Annotated in this window: 14 protein-coding genes, 1 tRNA gene and 1 pseudogene; 13 read left to right on the forward strand and 3 right to left on the reverse strand. The window is 65.8% G+C overall.

Going from position 1 to position 17,997, the window contains the following annotated elements; genetic code table 11:
- Positions 1-32 precede the first annotated feature (32 nt).
- The 4 genes and pseudogenes from EDF74_RS03910 to EDF74_RS03925 all read left to right on the forward strand — a co-directional run.
- Positions 33-1,538, forward strand: a pseudogene (locus EDF74_RS03910) (ATPase domain-containing protein); the annotation flags it as partial.
- Positions 1,528-3,585 carry a hybrid sensor histidine kinase/response regulator gene (locus EDF74_RS03915; RefSeq protein WP_184997058.1) on the forward strand — a complete coding sequence of 686 codons (2,058 nt, stop codon included), beginning with the start codon at positions 1,528-1,530 and terminating at the stop codon, positions 3,583-3,585. The pseudogene EDF74_RS03910 and the gene EDF74_RS03915, both read left to right, overlap by 11 nt.
- Positions 3,586-3,736: 151 nt before the next feature.
- Positions 3,737-4,195: a BLUF domain-containing protein gene (locus EDF74_RS03920; protein ID WP_123728873.1), complete on the forward strand. Its 459-nt coding sequence runs from the start codon at positions 3,737-3,739 to the stop codon at positions 4,193-4,195.
- Between the two features lie 209 nt (positions 4,196-4,404).
- The gene (locus EDF74_RS03925; RefSeq protein ID WP_123728874.1) at positions 4,405-4,653 is read left to right on the forward strand and encodes a hypothetical protein; all 249 of its coding nucleotides are present in this window, start codon (positions 4,405-4,407) and stop codon (positions 4,651-4,653) included.
- A 50-nt stretch (positions 4,654-4,703) separates the two neighbouring features.
- Here the strand turns inward: EDF74_RS03925 and EDF74_RS03930 are convergent, their stop codons facing one another.
- A complete protein-coding gene (locus EDF74_RS03930; protein WP_123728875.1) occupies positions 4,704-5,792 on the reverse strand; it encodes a 4Fe-4S dicluster domain-containing protein in 1,089 nt (362 codons plus the stop codon).
- Between the two features lie 2 nt (positions 5,793-5,794).
- Positions 5,795-6,088 (reverse strand): hypothetical protein, encoded by a 294-nt coding sequence (locus tag EDF74_RS03935; RefSeq protein WP_123728876.1) that lies wholly within the window; start codon positions 6,086-6,088, stop codon positions 5,795-5,797.
- Positions 6,089-6,270: 182 nt separating this feature from the next.
- Between EDF74_RS03935 and EDF74_RS03940 the strand changes: the two genes are divergently transcribed.
- From EDF74_RS03940 to EDF74_RS03980, 9 genes are all read left to right on the forward strand, one after another.
- Positions 6,271-6,714, forward strand: a complete 444-nt coding sequence (locus tag EDF74_RS03940) for a group III truncated hemoglobin (protein ID WP_123728877.1) — start codon at positions 6,271-6,273, stop codon at positions 6,712-6,714.
- 44 nt (positions 6,715-6,758) lie between these two features.
- Positions 6,759-8,168 (forward strand): oxygen-independent coproporphyrinogen III oxidase, encoded by a 1,410-nt coding sequence (hemN, locus tag EDF74_RS03945; protein WP_123728878.1) that lies wholly within the window; start codon positions 6,759-6,761, stop codon positions 8,166-8,168.
- Positions 8,169-8,234: 66 nt separating this feature from the next.
- Positions 8,235-8,321, forward strand: a tRNA-Leu gene (locus tag EDF74_RS03950).
- Positions 8,322-8,877: 556 nt separating this feature from the next.
- Positions 8,878-11,127, forward strand: coding sequence for a methyl-accepting chemotaxis protein (locus EDF74_RS03955; protein WP_123728879.1), 2,250 nt, complete (start codon positions 8,878-8,880; stop codon positions 11,125-11,127).
- A 208-nt stretch (positions 11,128-11,335) separates the two neighbouring features.
- A complete protein-coding gene (locus EDF74_RS03960; protein ID WP_123729704.1) occupies positions 11,336-12,349 on the forward strand; it encodes a TraB/GumN family protein in 1,014 nt (337 codons plus the stop codon).
- Between the two features lie 107 nt (positions 12,350-12,456).
- Positions 12,457-12,912, forward strand: coding sequence for a BLUF domain-containing protein (locus EDF74_RS03965; RefSeq protein ID WP_123728880.1), 456 nt, complete (start codon positions 12,457-12,459; stop codon positions 12,910-12,912).
- Between the two features lie 305 nt (positions 12,913-13,217).
- Complete coding sequence (locus tag EDF74_RS03970; protein WP_123728881.1) at positions 13,218-14,504, forward strand: nucleotide sugar dehydrogenase; 1,287 nt, start codon at positions 13,218-13,220, stop codon at positions 14,502-14,504.
- Between the two features lie 31 nt (positions 14,505-14,535).
- A complete protein-coding gene (locus tag EDF74_RS03975) occupies positions 14,536-16,158 on the forward strand; it encodes an FMN-binding glutamate synthase family protein (protein ID WP_123728882.1) in 1,623 nt (540 codons plus the stop codon).
- A complete protein-coding gene (locus EDF74_RS03980; protein WP_123728883.1) occupies positions 16,155-16,634 on the forward strand; it encodes a GNAT family N-acetyltransferase in 480 nt (159 codons plus the stop codon). Before EDF74_RS03975 ends, EDF74_RS03980 begins: the two co-directional genes overlap by 4 nt.
- A gap of 107 nt (positions 16,635-16,741) precedes the next feature.
- Here EDF74_RS03980 and EDF74_RS03985 read toward each other — a convergent pair whose 3' ends face one another.
- Positions 16,742-17,989 (reverse strand): TIGR03862 family flavoprotein, encoded by a 1,248-nt coding sequence (locus EDF74_RS03985; RefSeq protein WP_123728884.1) that lies wholly within the window; start codon positions 17,987-17,989, stop codon positions 16,742-16,744.
- Positions 17,990-17,997: the final 8 nt, after the last annotated feature.

Consider the following 17,997-nt stretch of genomic DNA (forward strand, 5'->3'; position numbering starts at 1 on the left):
GGGCTTCGTATGCTGCGGCCGTCCACTTTGGCAGCCTTATGCAGACACAAAAAGCGCGCGTAGCAACCGGGATCGAAGGGCTCGACAGCATTCTTGGCGGAGGCTTTCCCCAGGGGCGGCTTTACCTGCTCGAGGGGCCACCGGGATCGGGCAAGACCACGCTGTCCCTGCAGTTTCTGCTGCATGGCCTGAGCAAGGGGGAGCGCTGCCTGTACATCACGCTCTCCGAGACGGCTGACGAGCTGCGCGAAGTTGCCAATGCGCACGGCTGGTCCCTGGATGGGCTGGACCTGTTCGAGCTGGCCTCGGCGGAAGAAGCGCTGGGCGACGGTCGCATGCAGTCCGTGCTGCATTCCTGGGAGGTGGAGCTGGACGAGACGGTCAAGCTGATCCTGGGCGAGGTCGAGCGCATCAAGCCGCACCGGGTGGTGTTCGATTCGCTGTCCGAGTTGCGGCTGCTGTCGCAGGATCCGCTGCGGTACCGTCGCCAGATTCTGTCGCTCAAGCAGTTCTTCGCCCCGAAGAGTGCAACGGTCGTACTGGTTGACGACATGACCGCCACCGGTGAAGAGCGCGATGGCCAGTTGCACAGCCTCTGCCACGGCGTGGTGTCCCTGGAACGCCTGACGCTGGATTTTGGTCCCGCGCGGCGCCGCATGCATGTGCAGAAACTGCGCGGGGTGAATTTCACGGCCGGCTATCACGACATGACCATCCGCGAAGGCGGCCTGGAGGTCTTCCCGCGGTTGGTTGCTTCGGACCACCATGCCAAGTTCGTCGGTACGCCCATCAGCAGCGGGGTGGCCGAGATCGACAGCCTGCTCGGTGGCGGGCCGCTGCGGGGCACCAGCACCCTGCTCACCGGCCCCGCCGGCAGTGGCAAGACCAACGTGGCGCTTCAGTATGTCTGGGCCGCCTGCGAGCGCGGTGAGCACTGCTGCATCTTCGAGTTCGATGAGCGCATCGGTACCCTGCTGGCGCGCGCGGAATCGCTGGACATCGATCTCAGCAAACACTTGGCGTCGGGTCTGCTGGAGATCCAGCAGGTCGATCCGGCCGAAATTTCGCCAGGTGAGTTCGCCTGGAACATGCGGCGTGCGGTCGAGGAGCGTCAGTGCCGGCTGCTGGTGATCGACAGCCTCAACGGCTACGTCACGGCGATGCCGCAGGAGAAGCAGCTCATGCTCCAGCTGCACGAGATGCTCTCGTATCTCAACCAGAAGGGCGTGGCGACCATTCTGATCAATCCGCAACACGGGTTGGTCGGCACCATGTCGACCGGCAACCTCAACGTTTCCTACATCGCCGATTCGGTCGTGCTGTTCCGCTTCTTCGAATCGCAGGGGCGCATCCGCAAGGCGATCTCGGTCATCAAGAATCGCGGCGGTGCGCACGAGAACACGATCCGCGAGCTGAAGATCGACGGCAAGGGCATTTCGCTCAGTGCGCCACTGAATGAGTTCAAGGGAATCCTGACCGGCACGCCAGAGTTCGTCGGCAACACGGCGCACCTGCTGGGCCACACCAGTGCGCAGTGACTCCGTTTCCGGCGTGGTCCACATCTTTGCGCCGTTTGGTCGTGATGCGCAGAGCATCGCCACCGTGCTCAACGCCTCCGGCCTGAGGACCACGATCCAGGACAGCCTGTCGCGGTTGGCCGATGCGCTCGACGATGACGTGGGCGCGGTGGTGATGACCGAGGAGGCGGTCGCCAAGGGCGCAGGTGCGTTGCTGGCGCCACTGGCCCGGCAGCCGTCCTGGTCGGACATACCGTTCATCCTGCTGCGGTCGCCCCGCTCGAAAAAGCGGCCGCTGGCCGACCCCGACCTGCAACTGGCGATCAACACCATCGAGCTGGATCGCCCGCTGGGTCGCAGTTCGCTGCTCAGTTCCGTGCTCAGTGCACTGCGTGCGCGCGACAAGCAGTTCCTGGTCCGTGATCAGATGCGGGCGCTGGCCGACAGCCGTGCAGCCCTGGAGCGCAGCGAAGCCGAACTGCGCCTGGTCGCCGACGCGATGCCGGTCCTGATCGCTTTCATCGACCGCGATCTCCAGTATCGCTTTGCGAACAAGGCGTATGAATCCTGGTTCGAGCGTCCCGTCTCGGAGGTGATCGGCAAGCGCGTGCCGGAGGTGTTCGGCGAAGAAGTATGGGCGACGCGCCGGCCGATGATCGAGCGTGCGATGGCGGGCGAACACATCGTCTTCGAGGTCAATTGGCCCTTCAGTGACGGCCGCCGGCGCGACAGTGAAATCCGCTACTCGCCGCGCTTCAACACCGCAGGCGAGCCCGACGGCTTCCATGTGTTCGTGACCGATATCACCGCGTCCAAACTCGCCCTGGAGACCAGCCAGCAGCACGCGCAGGATCTGGAAGCGATGGTGGCCGAGCGCACCGCCGAGCTGGAGCGCCAGATGGCCGCACGCGAAGCCAGCGAAGCAGCCCTGCGTCAGTCGCAGAAAATGGACGCGATCGGACAACTCACCGGCGGAATCGCGCACGACTTCAACAACATGTTGACCGGCATCCTGTCCTCGCTGGATATCGTGCGCATGCGCCTGGAGATGGGACGGATGGATGGCCTGGAACGTTTCCTGGACGCGGCCACCGCTTCCAGCCAGCGTGCAGCCGCCTTGACCCAGCGGCTGCTGGCCTTCTCCCGCCGGCAGTCGCTGGATTCCAGAACGGTCGATCTCAACGAGCTGGTCGGCTCTACGCAGCATCTGCTGCGCAGCACGCTGGGCGAGACGATCCGCATCCGCACCGTACTCAGCGACACGCCGTTGCGCGCCCATCTGGACAGCAATCAGTTCGAGAGCGCGCTGCTCAACCTGGCCATCAATGCACGCGACGCGATGCCCGATGGCGGTGAGCTGATCCTGCGGACCTCGCACGTGCACGTTGCAGAACACCAGCTTCTTGCGGTGCCGGCGGGTGAGTATGCCGTCGTCGCCGTGTCCGACTCCGGCACCGGTATGCCGCCCGAAGTGGTCGAACGGATCTTCGAGCCGTTCTTCACCACCAAGCCGATCGGCAAGGGAACGGGGTTGGGCATGTCGATGATCTACGGCTTCATGCAGCAGTCCGGCGGTCACATCACCGTGGATTCCACGCCGGGGCAGGGCACCACGGTGTCGCTGTATATGCCTGTGGTGCACGACGCCGCCACCGATGAAGAGGTGGCCTCTGTGCAGCCGGTATCGCTGGGTGCGGGTCAGTCGATCCTGGTGGTGGAGGACGACGAGCAGGTGCGGATGCTGGTCACGGTGGTGCTTGAAGACCTGGGCTACACGGCCGAGGTGGTGGAGGACGCCGATGGCGCCATTCCCATCCTTGCTTCATCGAAGAAGATCGATCTGTTGATCACCGACGTCGGACTGCCGGGGCTCAATGGCCGCCAGTTGGCAGAGATCGCGCGCCAATCCCGCCCGACGTTGCCGGTATTGTTCATGACCGGCTATGCGGAGAAAGCCCAGGAGCGGTCCGCCTTTCTCGACAACGGCATGGCGATGATCGCCAAGCCGTTCCTGCTGGATGCCTTCAGCGAGGCGGTCCGCAGTGCGATGGCAGCATCGCGGCCGTAATCTGCGGACCGGAGCTGGCGCACGCAGACGAAACAAAGTGGCGGGGTTCCTTGCGATTGCCCGTTAGATTCTGAACGCTTCAGGCAACGCATTTTATTTATATACCTGAAAGTGCCAGCATATTCACTTTGCACCCGTTGGAGTTTGTCCCATGCCCCTCTGCGCAGTCGCGTATGTCAGCGACGTTGCGGGCCCGCTGTCCGCCGAACAACTCGATGCACTGGTCGATGATGCGGTGAGATTCAACAGCCTGGCGGGTGTCACCGGCGTGCTTCTCTTCGATGGTGGCCGTTTCCTGCAGTACTTCGAAGGGCCTGATGACGGCGTATCGGCGGTGCACGAGCGAGTGCTGCAGGCGCGCAGCCACCGAGCCATTGTGGCGTTGGGTCACGCGCGCGTGCCCAAACGGTATTTCCCGTATTGGAGCATGCGCTGGCTGGGCGTGGAGCCGGCAATGATCGAACAATTGGCGTCCGGCGATTGGCAGGCATTTGCCGATCCGGTGCAGGGCGGCCCACCTGCGCACAGCGGGATGGACCGACTGCTGCGATTTGTGGCGCCCCATCAGCCTTCGATCAGTGCAGGCGACGCCACGGAACGCCTGACATAACGCCTGACATAGTGCTGTCATCACCGCGATCGCATGATGCGATTGAACAAGCAGGGTTTTGCTGAACAATTCAGCATGAGTTGAATGCGGGTTGTTTCAGTAATTGACTTACTGCGAAGACCGTGCAAATTTTAAGTGAACCCGAAGTGAATCATTATCACCGAGGGTGTCTGTCGTCCCTGAAGCAGAGCAAGTCCCACGGAGGTCGTATGGAATACGGCGAACATGACTTGGCTGACGGAGTGCGAACCGAGCTGGAAGCCAGTTACGTGAAACATGGCTGCGGCCCGGAATTCTGGTCCACCTACCAGCGTGTGCTCGAGCGGTTGGTGCCGCCTGCTCAAGGCACCGCGCGAACGCGCGTCACCAATGAGCTGGCCCTGGTCATCGAACAGCTCGGCATCGTGCGGCGTGCGCAGTTGGTGCCGCCCAGGAGTGCCCGCACCCGCATGCGCTGAGACCGGTCGGGGGACCGGGTAGCGGAAGGGCGCCGTTGGGGACACCGGCATTACACGATGTGATGGACACCAATACCCAGCAGCACCAGCAGGGTGCCGGCGGCTGCGAGTGTGCGCGGCCGCAGCCAGCGGCGAGGGCGCTGCTGCAGGGCGTTGTCGCTGGCGTAGCGCAGCAGCCCCGTCGGGAACTGCCAGGCCTGCAGACGCGCATCGCAGGCCTCCACGCAGGCACCGCAGCCGATGCAGTCCGGGTACGGCCCTGCGCGCACGTCCAGGCCCATCGGGCACGCGCTGGCGCATGCGCCACAGTCCAGACAATCGCCGAGGCGATCAGCGCTGAAGTGCGGCATCGGCCCCGCGATATCTTCGTGCGCGGCACGGAAGGCGTAGTCGTTCGCACTGGTCGGGTCGAGCAGGCCACGCCCCCGCGCATCGATCCCGCCGAGGCCGGCCACGCGCGGACCGCGCGGCTCGCCGCGCCGGGCGTGGTACTGCATGCGCGGCGTATCGCTGTCGCAGAACGCGCCGTGGATGCGCGCATACGGACAGAGATCGCGGCACACCTGCTCGCGCAGGAAGCCGGCATTGCCCCAGGTGGCCGCCGCGTAGAACACGATCCAGAACGTTTCCCAGCCGCTCCAGGCCAGGGGCCAGAGGTTGCCGACCAGGCTGTGCATCGGGCTGAAGAAGCCGACGAACGTGATGCCGGTCCATCCCGCCACGAGTGCCCACAGCGCGTGCCTGGCCAGACGGGCGGCACCGGGCGAGGGCAGCCAGCGCGTGGTGCCTTGCTCAATCCAGCGGAACAGCCGGCTCCACAGCGTCTGCGGGCATCCATACCCGCACCACACCCGGCCGGCGAGGTTGGTCAGCAGCACCAGCGCGGTGGCCAGCACGGCGATCAAGCCCAGCAGCACGCCCACATCCTGCGGCCACAGCGTCCAGCCGAACAGATCGAAGCGGCGTGCCGACAGATCAAACAGCAATGCCTGGCGGCCGTCCCAGCGCAGCCACGGCAGCGCATAGAAGCTGGCCAGCAGCACGGCGGACAGCCACGCTCGCCAACGCAGCACGCGTCGCTGCCGGGCAGGCTGCGGAGGCAGTGGTGGAACCAGATGCAGTGACAGACGATCCGCCATGCTCAGCCCAATGGCACATCGTCATCATCACCGGGCATCGGGCGCAGCAGATACCAGGTGATGGTGCTGGCGGCGGCGGTGACGCCCCAGAACATGAAGAAGCCGAGCGTATAACCGATCTCGCGACTGATCGCATGCTGCGGGAAGCTGATGTCGCGCAGGCGCAATGGATCGACGAACGCAAAGAACACCACGCTGGCCAGGCCGGCCGCGACGAAGCTGGGCCACAGAATGGCGCCCCATTGCTGGATCAGCCGTCGGCGGCTGCCGTCGGGCGGGTCGTGCAGGTCGTTCATTGCGGCCACGGTCAGGAGGAAGGGGCAGGGCGCAGCTATACTTCGCGCCGACCGGGGGCCGGAATCGCGGGTGCGCACGTCCTGTCGAGCGCCCAGACTAGAAGGCTTCGCCACCGGCTTCATTGATCCTGATCAAGGCAGCGGCAGGCGCTGCCGCCGATGCTGGGCATTGCCGCCCGAGGATGTTCATGCCCGATCCCATCGACAACGCGCTGCCGCTCCCCGCACCTGACCTGTGCAGCGAAGACGAGGTCACCCGGCTGGTGCACGACTTCTACGCGCGGGTGCGCGAGGAGCCGCGGCTGGGCCCGGTGTTCACGGCGCGGATTCACGACTGGGAGGCGCATCTGGCCCAGCTGGTCGACTTCTGGTCGGCGATGCTGCGCGGCACGCGGCGCTTCAAAGGCGCGCCCATGCCCAAGCACATGGCCATGGACGAACTGGACCGGGACCTGTTCGACCGCTGGCTCGCGTTGTTCCGGCAGACCACGGCCGAAGGCGACAACGTGCCGATGCAGCGGCTGGCCGACGACGTCGCCGAGCGGATCGCCGATACCTTCTGGCGCCGCTTCCAGATGTTGCGCTGGCCGAGCCTGCCAATGGCGGGACGCCCGGGCCTGAATTGATCTGACGCAATGCGCGCGCGCGCATGCACGCGCAAGCTGGCGTCATGGATACCTTCTCGCCTGCCGCCGCCGGGCTCGCCTGGCACTTCGATCCCGAGCTGCTGCGTCGGCACGACCGACCCGGCCCGCGCTACACCTCCTATCCCACCGCGCCGCACTTCCATGACGGCTATGGTGAGCCTGCGCTGCGTCAGGCGATTGCGGACAGCAATGAGGTGGGCCGGCCGCTGTCGCTGTACGTGCATGTGCCTTACTGCAGCAGCCCGTGTTTCTACTGCGGCTGCAACCGGGTCATCACCCGCGACCACAGCAAGGGCATCGGTTACGTGGCACGCGTGCTGAGCGAGGCCGACCTGATGGCCCCGCAGTTTGATCCGGCGCGCGAGGTGATCCAGCTGCACCTCGGCGGCGGTACACCGAATTTCCTCGCCCCGGCGCAGATGCGCGAGCTGATCGATGGGCTGCGCCGGCGCTTTCATTTCAGCACGGCTGCCTCGCGCGATTTCTCGATCGAGCTGGATCCGCGCTTTGTCACGCGCGCGGACATCGCCGTGCTCGCCGAGCTTGGCTTCAACCGCGCCAGCCTCGGCGTTCAGGACTTTGATCCGGACGTACAGAAAGCGATCAACCGCGAGCAGGGCGTGGAAGCAACGCTGGACATCCTGCGTGCGTGCCGCGAGTACGGGCTGCGGTCGGTCAATGTCGATCTGATCTATGGCTTGCCCAGGCAGACGCTCGCCGGGTTCGCGCAGACGTTGGAGACGGTGTTGCGCGAGCGGCCGGATCGCCTGGCGGTGTATGGCTATGCGCATTTGCCGCATCTGTTCCGCGCGCAGCGCCAGATCGCCGATGCGGACCTGCCCAGCCCCGAGCAGAAACTGGCGCTGCTGGGCCTTGCGGTACAGCGTCTGTCCGATGCCGGGTATCAGTACATCGGCATGGACCATTTCGCACTACCCGAAGAGGACCTGTCGCGCGCGCAGCGTGCCGGGCAGCTGCATCGCAATTTCATGGGGTACACCACCCACGCCGACACCGATCTGGTCGGCCTCGGTGCCAGTGCGATCAGCCATATCGGGAGCACCTACAGCCAGAATCCACGGGAACTGCCGGCGTGGGAAGCGGCGGTGGATGCCGGCCGGTTGCCGGTCTGGCGGGGGCTGCAACTGGACGAGGATGATGTGCTGCGCGCCGAGTTGATCGGCCAGTTGATGTGCCAGGGCGAAGTGGACGCTGTCGCATTGGCAGCGCGCCACGGTGTGGAGTTCGAGCACTACTTTGCCGACGCGTTGCCGGCGTTGGCGGCCCTGCAGGCCGACGGCCTGGCCGAATACGAACACGGTGTGGTGCGCGCGAGTGCGCACGGACGGCCGCTGCTGCGCCTGTTGGCGATGTGCTTTGATCGGTATCTGGCCCGTCCTGACCAGCCGGTGCGCTACTCCCGCGCGATCTGAGCGGCGCGCGCGGGCCGCGTGCGCATTCCATATTCGGGCGCGATCAGGCACCCTATGCCCGCCGTTGCCCGGGTGGCGAAACTGGTAGACGCATCGGACTTAAAATCCGCCGGGGGCAACCCCATGCCGGTTCGATTCCGGCCCCGGGCACCAACGGCCGCTGTGACATCTCCCCGCATTGGCGGGTCGAGCGAGTGCAGCGCAGACGCGTAGCGCCACATCTTTCCGTCCTCCAGGCTGCCGATCACCAGGGCGGCACGCCACCGCGCGCGTTTCTTCAGCGCACTGCGTTGATGTCCGCGCGGCAACGTGTCATCGCAAGGCATGGCGGCTACGCACATCGCGGTCATCGGCATCCAGAGCCACTGTTTTTCAGTCTCCCCATTTCCGGTACTCCGTCACAGAAATGAGATGTCGTCGATGTCTTTGTCTCAGATCGGGGTGGGGACGGGCGTCACACCGCCAGGGGATTGGCGCTTAGGTCGTTGCGGCGACATGTTGCTGCTATGCAGCACGGAATCGACGCTGTCGAAGACTGTCGGAACTTTGGCGTCTCGCTCGCGAAGATCGCTGAAAAATAAGCAAATTTCGCAGTATGCGATCACGGAATGAGGCAGTCGCCACGCTACGTCATTGACTCAAGCTATCAATCATGCCGCCGTCATTGGGTTCCGGTGTCACAACGTGACGATATAGCGGATGCAACGAAATGGAATACTTCAAACATATGCGCGTCGGCAGCAAGCTCGCCGTGGGCTTCGGGATTCTTCTGATTCTGCTGATTTCCTCGTCCTCGCTGGCGCTTTACCAGGCCGCCCGGATCGGCCAACAAGTGAGCGAGATTGAGACGAACGGCAAAAAGATGTCGCTGCTCACCACCATGCGCGGCAGCAATTACCAGAACGAGCGCAACCTGCGCGACCTGATCCTGGACGGCGAAGAGAACGGCCCGGCGATTCTGGAGCGCATCCAGCAGACCCGCGCGGCCTACGCCAAAGCGCGGGAGGACCTGGACGCCATTCCCCACAACGCCGAAGGCATGCAGGCCAAGCAGGCCATCGGGGACGCGCAGAATGCGGCAGTGGCAGCGCACAACCAGATCATCGAGCGGGCCACGGCCAATGATGATGTGGCGGCGATCGGCCTGCTCTATGGCGAGGCCGAGCCGCTGATGGCGGCCCGCTCGGCGGCCATCCAGGCGGCGGTGGAGCTGCAGGAGCGTCGCAGCGCCGAAAGCGCGGCGATCGTCAACACATCCATCCAGACCTCACGCAGCCTGTTGATCACCTTCGCCTTGGTGGCCCTGGTAGCGGGTGGGTTGCTGGCGTGGTTGATCACGCGCAGCCTGGTGGGGCCGTTGCGGCGCGCGATGGATGTCTCCCGGTCGATCGCCGACGGTCGGTTTGATACCACGGTCGGCAACACCAGCCGTGATGAAACCGGGCAGCTGCTCGCCAGCATGGACGCGATGACCCAGCGCCTGCGCGCCTTCTCCAAAGCACAGCAGGACATGGCGCACCGTCATGATCTGGGTGAACTGGCCTACCGTATCGATGCCTCGGCCTTCCCCGGTGATTTCGGGCGCATCGCTGCGGGCACCAATGCACTGGTCGGCAGCAGTATCGAGCTGACCCAGAAGATCATTGATGTGGTGCGCAACTATGCGGTCGGCGATCTGGCCGAGGACCTGGAAGCGCTGCCCGGTGAGAAGGCGCGCTTCACCGAAGCGATGGCCATCACCAAACAGAATCTGGCGGCGATCAACGGCCAGATCCACCGGTTGGCCTCTGCGGCTGCGGCAGGTGATTTCAGCCAGCGAGGCGATGCGGGTGCCTTCGATCACGAGTTCAAGGTGATGATCGAGCGCCTGAACACGATGATGCAGATCAGCGACGAGAATCTTCGCCAGCTTTCGGAACTGCTCAAGGCGATTGCCTCGGGCGACCTCACCGTGCGCATGGAAGGCGAGTTCCAGGGCGTGTTTGCCCGGATGCGCGACGATGCCAATGCCACGGTCGGCCAGTTGACCGGCATCATCGGCAGCATCCAGGTCGCGGCGGGCAGCATCAACACCGCGGCGGTGGAGATCGCCAGCGGCAACAACGATCTATCGCGGCGTACCGAGCAGCAGGCTGCCAACCTCGAGGAGACGGCGGCTTCCATGGAGGAGCTGACCTCCACCGTTCGGCAGAACGCCGAGCATGCGCGCCAAGCCAACCAGCTTGCGATCGGCGCCGGTGCGGTGGCCTCCGAAGGCGGCCAGGTGGTGCAGGACGTGGTCGTCACGATGCGCGGCATCGAAGCCTCGTCGAAGAAGATCGCCGACATCATCACGGTGATCGACGGCATCGCGTTCCAGACCAATATCCTGGCCTTGAATGCTGCCGTGGAAGCGGCACGCGCCGGGGAGCAGGGCAGGGGCTTTGCGGTGGTCGCCAGTGAAGTGCGCACGCTGGCGCAGCGCTCGGCCGGCGCGGCCAAGGAGATCAAGGAGCTGATCGAGGACTCGGTGGACAAAGTGGCCATCGGTGCGGGCCTGGTCGACAAGGCCGGCGTGACCATGACCGAGATCGTCACCTCGGTGCAGAAAGTCACCGACATCATGGCCGAGATTTCGGCAGCGTCGCAGGAGCAGTCGGCCGGCATCGAGCAGGTCAGCCAGACCGTGGTGCAGCTGGACGAAACCACCCAGCAGAACGCGGCGCTGGTGGAAGAGGCAACGGCCGCGGCGCGCTCGATGGAGGAGCAGGCCATGGCCCTGACCGGTGCGGTGGCGCGCTTCCGCCTGGCAACCCAGAGCGGCGTGCAGACGCAGCCGATGGCCGCACCGCGTGGTGCCGCCTCGCCACTGAAAGCATCGATGCCCGCGGCCGCCAAGCCGCGTTCCGGCAGCGGTACGGTGACCCCGCTGCGGCAGGTGCCGGCAGCCACGGTAGACGGCGACTGGCGCGAGTTCTGAGCAAGCGGCTCGCCTGATCAAGGTGAGCGGCGATGAGACGGGGGCAGCCATGGGGCTGCCCTCGTTCGTTGTCGCTGCCGGAGCGGTGATCCGGGCAACGCAAACTTTACGCATTTCTTTGCGCGCCGCCCTACGCTGCGCCCCATCCCGGACAAAGACAAGTGACATGGCGAACTCGGTACGTGCACGGACAGCACTGATGGTGAGCATGGCGCTGCTGCTGAGCGGCGCGGCACAGGCGCAGGCGCAGGCGCCGACGCCGACGCCGACGCCGACGCCGACGCCGGCGTCCGCGGCGGGGGACGTGATCGATCTGGCCCCGGTGGTGGTCTCCGGCGAGCAGCCCGGCCCGGGCATGTGGCAGGTCCGCAACAGCGCCGGCCACACGCTGTGGATTCTGGGCACGGTGTCGCCGCTGCCGGCCAAGCTGGAGTGGCGGGCCGACGAAGTGCAGGCCGTGATCGGCAGTGCGCAGCAGGTGCTGGGATCACCCGGGTGGGGCTTGGATGCTGATGTCGGCTTCTTCGGTCGGCTGACGCTGGTGCCTTCGGCGTTGAAGGCCGCCCGCGATCCGGACGGGCGAACACTGCGCGAGGTGCTGCCGCCGGATCTGTACGCGCGTTGGGCGCAGCTCAAGCAGCGTCATATCGGTCGCGATGGCGGCATCGAGAAGGACCGTCCGCTGGTGGCGGCCACACAGCTGTATGCCGCCGCGCTCAAGGATGTCGGCCTGGGCCGTTCCTCGCCGGTGTCCAAGGTGGTGGAGAAGGCCGCCAAGGCACATGGCCTCAAGCCGGTGCCGACCCGGGTGGAGATCAAGATCGCCGACCCCCGGCAAGCGCTCAAGGAAGTGCGCGGTACCGCGCTGCAGGACCTGGAGTGCTTCCGCCGCACGTTGGACGTGGTCGAGCACGGGCTGCCGCTGCTGGCCGAGCGCGCCAACGCCTGGTCGGTGGGGGATGTGGACGCACTGCAGCGTCTGGCCGTGGAAGGGCAGTACGTGGCCTGCGTGGATGCGATCGCCAACAGCGCGTTCGGTCGCCGGCGCGGGCTGACCGACGTGGACGCTCAGGCACAGCGCAAGTGGCTGGCCATGGCCAGCGATGCGCTGGGGCGCAATGCAGTGACCTTCGCCACCGTCCCTGTGTCATCCCTCGTCTCTCCAGGCGGCTACCTGGAGCAGCTGCGCGCGCGGGGCTATGAGGTGCAGGCGCCTGATTGAGCAGTGAGTCACACTAGACGGCGGAAGGCACTGCAGCCTGACGCTGCGGCTACCCACTGCAATGCCTTCATGGCATAGTCAGTTCCGGTTCACTATGGAAAGCCTTCATGCCGCTGCATGCGGTCGCTTACGTCAGCGACGCTATCGAAGGAATCGAGACGTCTGACATTGATCAGATTCTGCGTGCGGCAATGGGCTTCAACAAAGTGGCCGGCGTGACCGGCGTGTTGATGTTCGACGGGCGTCGTTTCCTGCAGTACTTCGAAGGCCCGGAAGACGGGGTGGATTCGGTGTTCCAGCGCGTGCTCAATGCGCGCATCCATCAGGGTCTGCGTGAGCTGGCCCGCGATAAGGTGGAAGTGCGGCATTTCGCACGCTGGACGATGGCGTCAGCCGCCGTGGAACCGGACGCGCTGGCGCGACTGATCGATCTGCCGTGGGACGGCTTCGCCTTGCGGTCGTCGCTGGACGGTACGTCGCCCACCGGATTTGCGGCGCTGCTGGATGCGTGGACCGGTGTGTCAGGCGAGTTGGAACCGGCCGCAGTCACGTTGGGTTCGTAACGCAAAACACCGTTGGCCGTAACACAATGATCACGGTTGCCCGCCTATTCTTTGTCTACCAGCTGTGACCAGTCTTGCGGGGTTTGCCCTTGGAGGCTGTCTGAAAGGGTAGTAACCGCAGCTGGACCATCATTCCTTTGGCCGTCGTCCGTACTCTCCGCGGGCGGCGGCTTTGTTCTTTGTGGGGCAGCGCCCGGCGCGTTAGGCTTGCAACACCTGTATCCCCGGCGCCTGTATCGCATGAAGCCCTCCCTGATGACGCCCCGCCTGATCGCCGGCCCGGTTCCGCTGCATGGAGCGCGGCGATGACGCGCGCCATTTCCGCATCGGCAACGCCGCGCATCGGTGTGATCGGGCTGGGGTACGTCGGGCTGCCATTGACGGTGACCTTTGGCCAGCAGCAGCCGATCCTGGGCTATGACATCGACCAGGCGCGCGTCGCCGAGCTGCAGCGTGGGCATGACCATACGCTCGAGCTGGATGCCGCCGAACTGGCTGCCGCCGTGCATGCGCGCTACAGCGCCGACCCCTCGGATCTGGCCGAGTGCAATGTCTACATCGTGACCGTGCCGACGCCGATCGATGCGCATGAGCAGCCCGATCTGGGGCCCCTGCGCAGTGCCAGCACGCTGATCGCCGGGCTGCTGGCGCCGGGCGATCTGGTGATCTACGAATCCACCGTGTACCCCGGCACCACCGAGGAAGTCTGCGTGCCCTTGCTGGAGGCTGGATCGGGGCTGCGCTTCAACGAAGATTTCTACTGCGGTTACAGCCCGGAGCGGATCAACCCGGGCGACCGCGAGCGCCGGCTGCCGGACATCCGCAAGATCACCTCCGGCTCGACGCCCGAGGCGGCGGCCGTGGTGGATGCGCTGTACCAACGCATCATCACCGCCGGGACCTGGCCGGCGCCGTCGATCCGCGTGGCCGAAGCGGCCAAGGTGATCGAGAACATCCAGCGCGACGTCAACATTGCCTTGGTCAACGAACTCGCGCTGATCTTCGATCGGCTTGGTATCGATACCCAGGACGTGTTGGCTGCGGCGGGCAGCAAGTGGAACTTCCTGCCGTTCCGCCCCGGCCTCGTCGGCGGCCACTGCATCGGGGTGGATCCGTACTATCTGCTGCACAAGTCCGAGAGCATGGGGTATCACCCCGATCTCATCCACACCGCGCGCCAGGTCAACAACCGTGTCGGCGAGCACGTCGCACAACGCGTGCTGGCGCTGCTGGCATCGCGCAACATCGCCATCGCCCAGGCACGCGTCCTGGTGCTGGGCGTGACCTTCAAGGAGAACTGCCCGGACCTGCGCAACAGCCGCGCGCTGGAGCTGGCGCAGCGCCTGCAGGCCACCGGGGCGCAGGTGGACGTGCAGGATCCGTGGGTCGGGCCGGCGGCGCTTGCCGATGCCGATGTACGGTGGGTCGCCTCGCCCGATCCGGACGGCTATGACGCCGTGGTGCTTGCGGTGGCGCATGATCGTTTCCGCGCCTTCGATGCGGCGCAGGTGCGCGCGCTGCTCAAGCCTCAGGGCGTGGTGTACGACGTCAAATCCGTGTGGCCCCGGGAAGTGGTGGACGACCGCCTGTAGACTCGGGGGCAGCTATTGATTGAGGAAAGCCATGCATCGCTATCTCGCGTATCTGCTCGCCATCCTGTTGTTCCCGGTCTGCGTGTGGTTGGCCACGATCTGGCCCGCCTGGTACTGGGGCGTCGGCGTGACGGCGTTGCTGGTCGTGCTGGGCACCTGGGATCTGCTGCAGAAGCGCAGCACGCTGCGACGCAATTATCCGGTGATGGCGCACTTCCGCTACGGACTGGAATCGATCGGGCCTGAGATCCGCCAATACTTCGTGCAGAGCGATCTGGAAGACGTGCCGTTCTCGCGCCAGCAGCGCGCGCTGATCTACCAGCGCTCCAAGAATGAAATGGACGTGGTGCCGTTCGGCACGCTGCGCAGCACCTATGCGGTGGACTACGAGTGGATCAACCATTCGCTGGCGCCGACCGAGATCGGCCACCACGATTTCCGCATCCAGATCGGGCCGAACTGCGCCAAGCCGTATTCGGCCAGTGTGTTCAACATCTCCGCGATGAGCTTCGGCTCGTTGTCGGCGAACGCGATCCGCGCCCTCAACGAAGGCGCGCGCCGTGGCAGCTTCTATCACGACACCGGCGAAGGCTCGATCTCGCCGTATCACCGCGAAATGGGCGGCGACCTGGTCTGGGAAATCGGCTCGGGCTACTTCGGGTGCCGTGACGATGCCGGTGGTTTCAGCGAAGAGAAGTTCGTCGCCAACGCCACCCATGATCAGGTCAAGATGATCGAGATCAAGCTCTCGCAGGGCGCCAAGCCAGGCCACGGCGGCGTGCTGCCGGCGGCCAAGGTGAGCGAGGAGATCTCGATCACCCGTGGCGTGCCGATGGGCGTGGATTGCGTATCGCCCTCCAGGCACAGCGCGTTCAATACGCCGGTGGAGCTGCTGCAGTTCGTCGCGCGGCTGCGGGAGCTGTCCGGCGGCAAGCCGGTCGGGTTCAAGCTGGCCATCGGCCATCCCTGGGAGTGGTTCGGTATCGCCAAGGCGATGCAGGAAACCGGCCTGCTGCCGGATTTCATCGTGGTCGATGGCGCCGAGGGCGGTACCGGTGCGGCGCCGGCCGAGTTCATCGACCACGTGGGTGTACCGATGCACGAAGCGCTGTTGCTGGTGCACAACACCCTGGTCGGACTGGACCTGCGCGATCGCATCCGTGTGGGTGCGGCGGGCAAGGTCACCAGTGCCTTCGAGATCGCACGCACCATCGCGCTGGGCGCGGACTGGTGCAATGCCGGACGTGGCTTCATGTTCGCGCTGGGCTGCATCCAGTCGCTGAGCTGTCACAGCGATAAATGCCCGACCGGCATCGCCACGCAGAACCCGCATCGCTGGCGTCACCTGGACGCGGCCGACAAGGCCACGCGCGTGCACAGCTACCACGAGAACACCCTGCGCGCGCTGCGCGACCTGCTGTGTGCGGCCGGCTTGAACGATCCCTCCGAGCTGGGCCCGGAGCACATCCTGCGCCGCGTCTCGCCGGTGGAGATCCGCTCACTGGCCTCGCTGTACCGCTATCTGTCCCCGGGCGAGCTGCTGCGCAAAGTGCCGGACCACGCGGTCTTCCACGACTACTGGGCGGATGCGCGCAGTGATTCGTTCCAGCCGCCAGCGCGCATCCAGGCGCTGCGGTCGAGCAAATCGCGATGACCGGTGCGCGCGACGTGCGCTTGCGCGTTGGCCGTGTCGAGGAGGCGGACAGACTGTGGCAGCTGCGCACGCGTTGCGTTCGTGAGCTGTGCAGCGCGGCCTATCCGCCGGAGGTGATCGCGCCGTGGTCGGCCTCACCGCCGCCGCAACACTACCGCGCGCTGCTCGCCGCCGGTGGCTGCGTGATTGCCGAAGACATCGACGGCGTGCTGCTGGGCTATGGCGTGATCGATCTGGCCGGCAACGAGATCGATGCGTTGTTCGTCGATCCGGACTGTGGCGGCCGTGGCATTGGCCTGACCGTGATGCAGGCCATGCAGGCGCTGGCGGATCCGGCGCGGCCGCTGGTGCTCTCGGCCTCGCTCAATGCGGTCCCGTTCTATCGTCGCTGTGGCTTTGAAGCGCTGCGCGAGGAAAGCTACCCACACCCCAGCGGGGTAGCGCTCGCCTCGGTGCGCATGCAGCGCAGGCGCTGATGCCGGCCAGCGGCCGGCACTACCGATTGCATGTCCTGACAGGCGGTCCGGCACGCCACGGTGCGCACTACCTCGGTAGTGCCGGCCGCTGGCCGGCACCGCGTGATTCACGCCTGCGCCAACCACGCCACCACGCCACGCCCCGCGCGCAGCCCGCTGGCATAGCAGGCCGTCAGCAGATAGCCGCCGGTCGGTGCTTCCCAGTCCAGCATCTCCCCGGCGCAGAACGTGCCGGGGCGCTCGCGCAGCATCAACTGCGCGTCCATCGCCTCCAGCCGCACGCCACCGGCGGTGCTGATCACTTCATCGATAGGACGGGCTCGCTGCAGAGCCAATGGCAGTCGCTTGAGCGCATGCGCGATCTGGTCCAGCGGTAATTGCCCGGCCTCGCGACCCAATACCTCGAACAGCAGGGCCGACTTCACGCCACCCAGGCCCAGCTGGCGGCGCAGGACCTCGCCGAAGCTGCGGCCTTGGCGCGGCTTCTGCAGCTTCTCCAGTACCTGCGCTTCGGTCTGGCCCGGCAGCAGGTCCAGCTGCAGGGTCACCCGGCCGTCGCGTGCCAGGCTGTCGCGCAGATCGGCCGACAGCGCATAGATCAGGCTGCCTTCGATGCCGGTCGCGGTGATCACGCACTCGCCCTGCAGCGAGCGCGGCTGACCCTGCAGGTCGGTCCAGTGCGCCACCACCGGCTTGAGCGGGGCGCCGGCCTGGCGCTCGCTGAAGTAAGGGGTCCAGCCGATGTCGAAGCCGCAGTTGGCCGGCTTCAGCGGGGCGATGTCGATGCCGCTGGCGGTCATCGGTGCCACCCACGCACCATCCGAGCCGAGCTCCGGCCAGCTGCCACCGCCGAGCGCGAACACCACCGCATCGGCCGTGATCGCGGTCGTGCCCTCGAGGGTATCGAAGCGCAGCGCGCCCGCGTCATCCCAGCCGGTCCAGCGGTGCTGTACGTGGAACCGCACCCCCTGTTCCTTGAGCCGGCGCACCCAGCCGCGCAGCAGCGGGGCGGCCTTGCGGTCGACCGGGAAGACCCGTCCCGAACTGCCCACATAGGTGTCCACGCCGAACGCCAGCGCCCAGGCACGCAGCGCCTCGCCATCGAAATCGGCCAACCAGCCACCTACTGCCTCCGCGCGCTCGCGGTAGCGCGAGACGAACACCTCACGCGCATCGGAGTGGGTGAGGTTGAGGCCGCCTTTGCCGGCGATCAGGAACTTGCGGCCGGGCGACCCCTTGGCTTCGTACAGATCGACGGTGTGGCCGGCAGCGCGCACGGTCTCCGCCGCCATCAGGCCAGCGGGGCCGCCGCCGATGATCGCGACCCGGCGTGGGGTGTTCAGGGCAATACTCATGCAGGCAG

This window comes from Stenotrophomonas rhizophila (assembly GCF_003751305.1).
Classification (GTDB): domain Bacteria; phylum Pseudomonadota; class Gammaproteobacteria; order Xanthomonadales; family Xanthomonadaceae; genus Stenotrophomonas; species Stenotrophomonas rhizophila_B.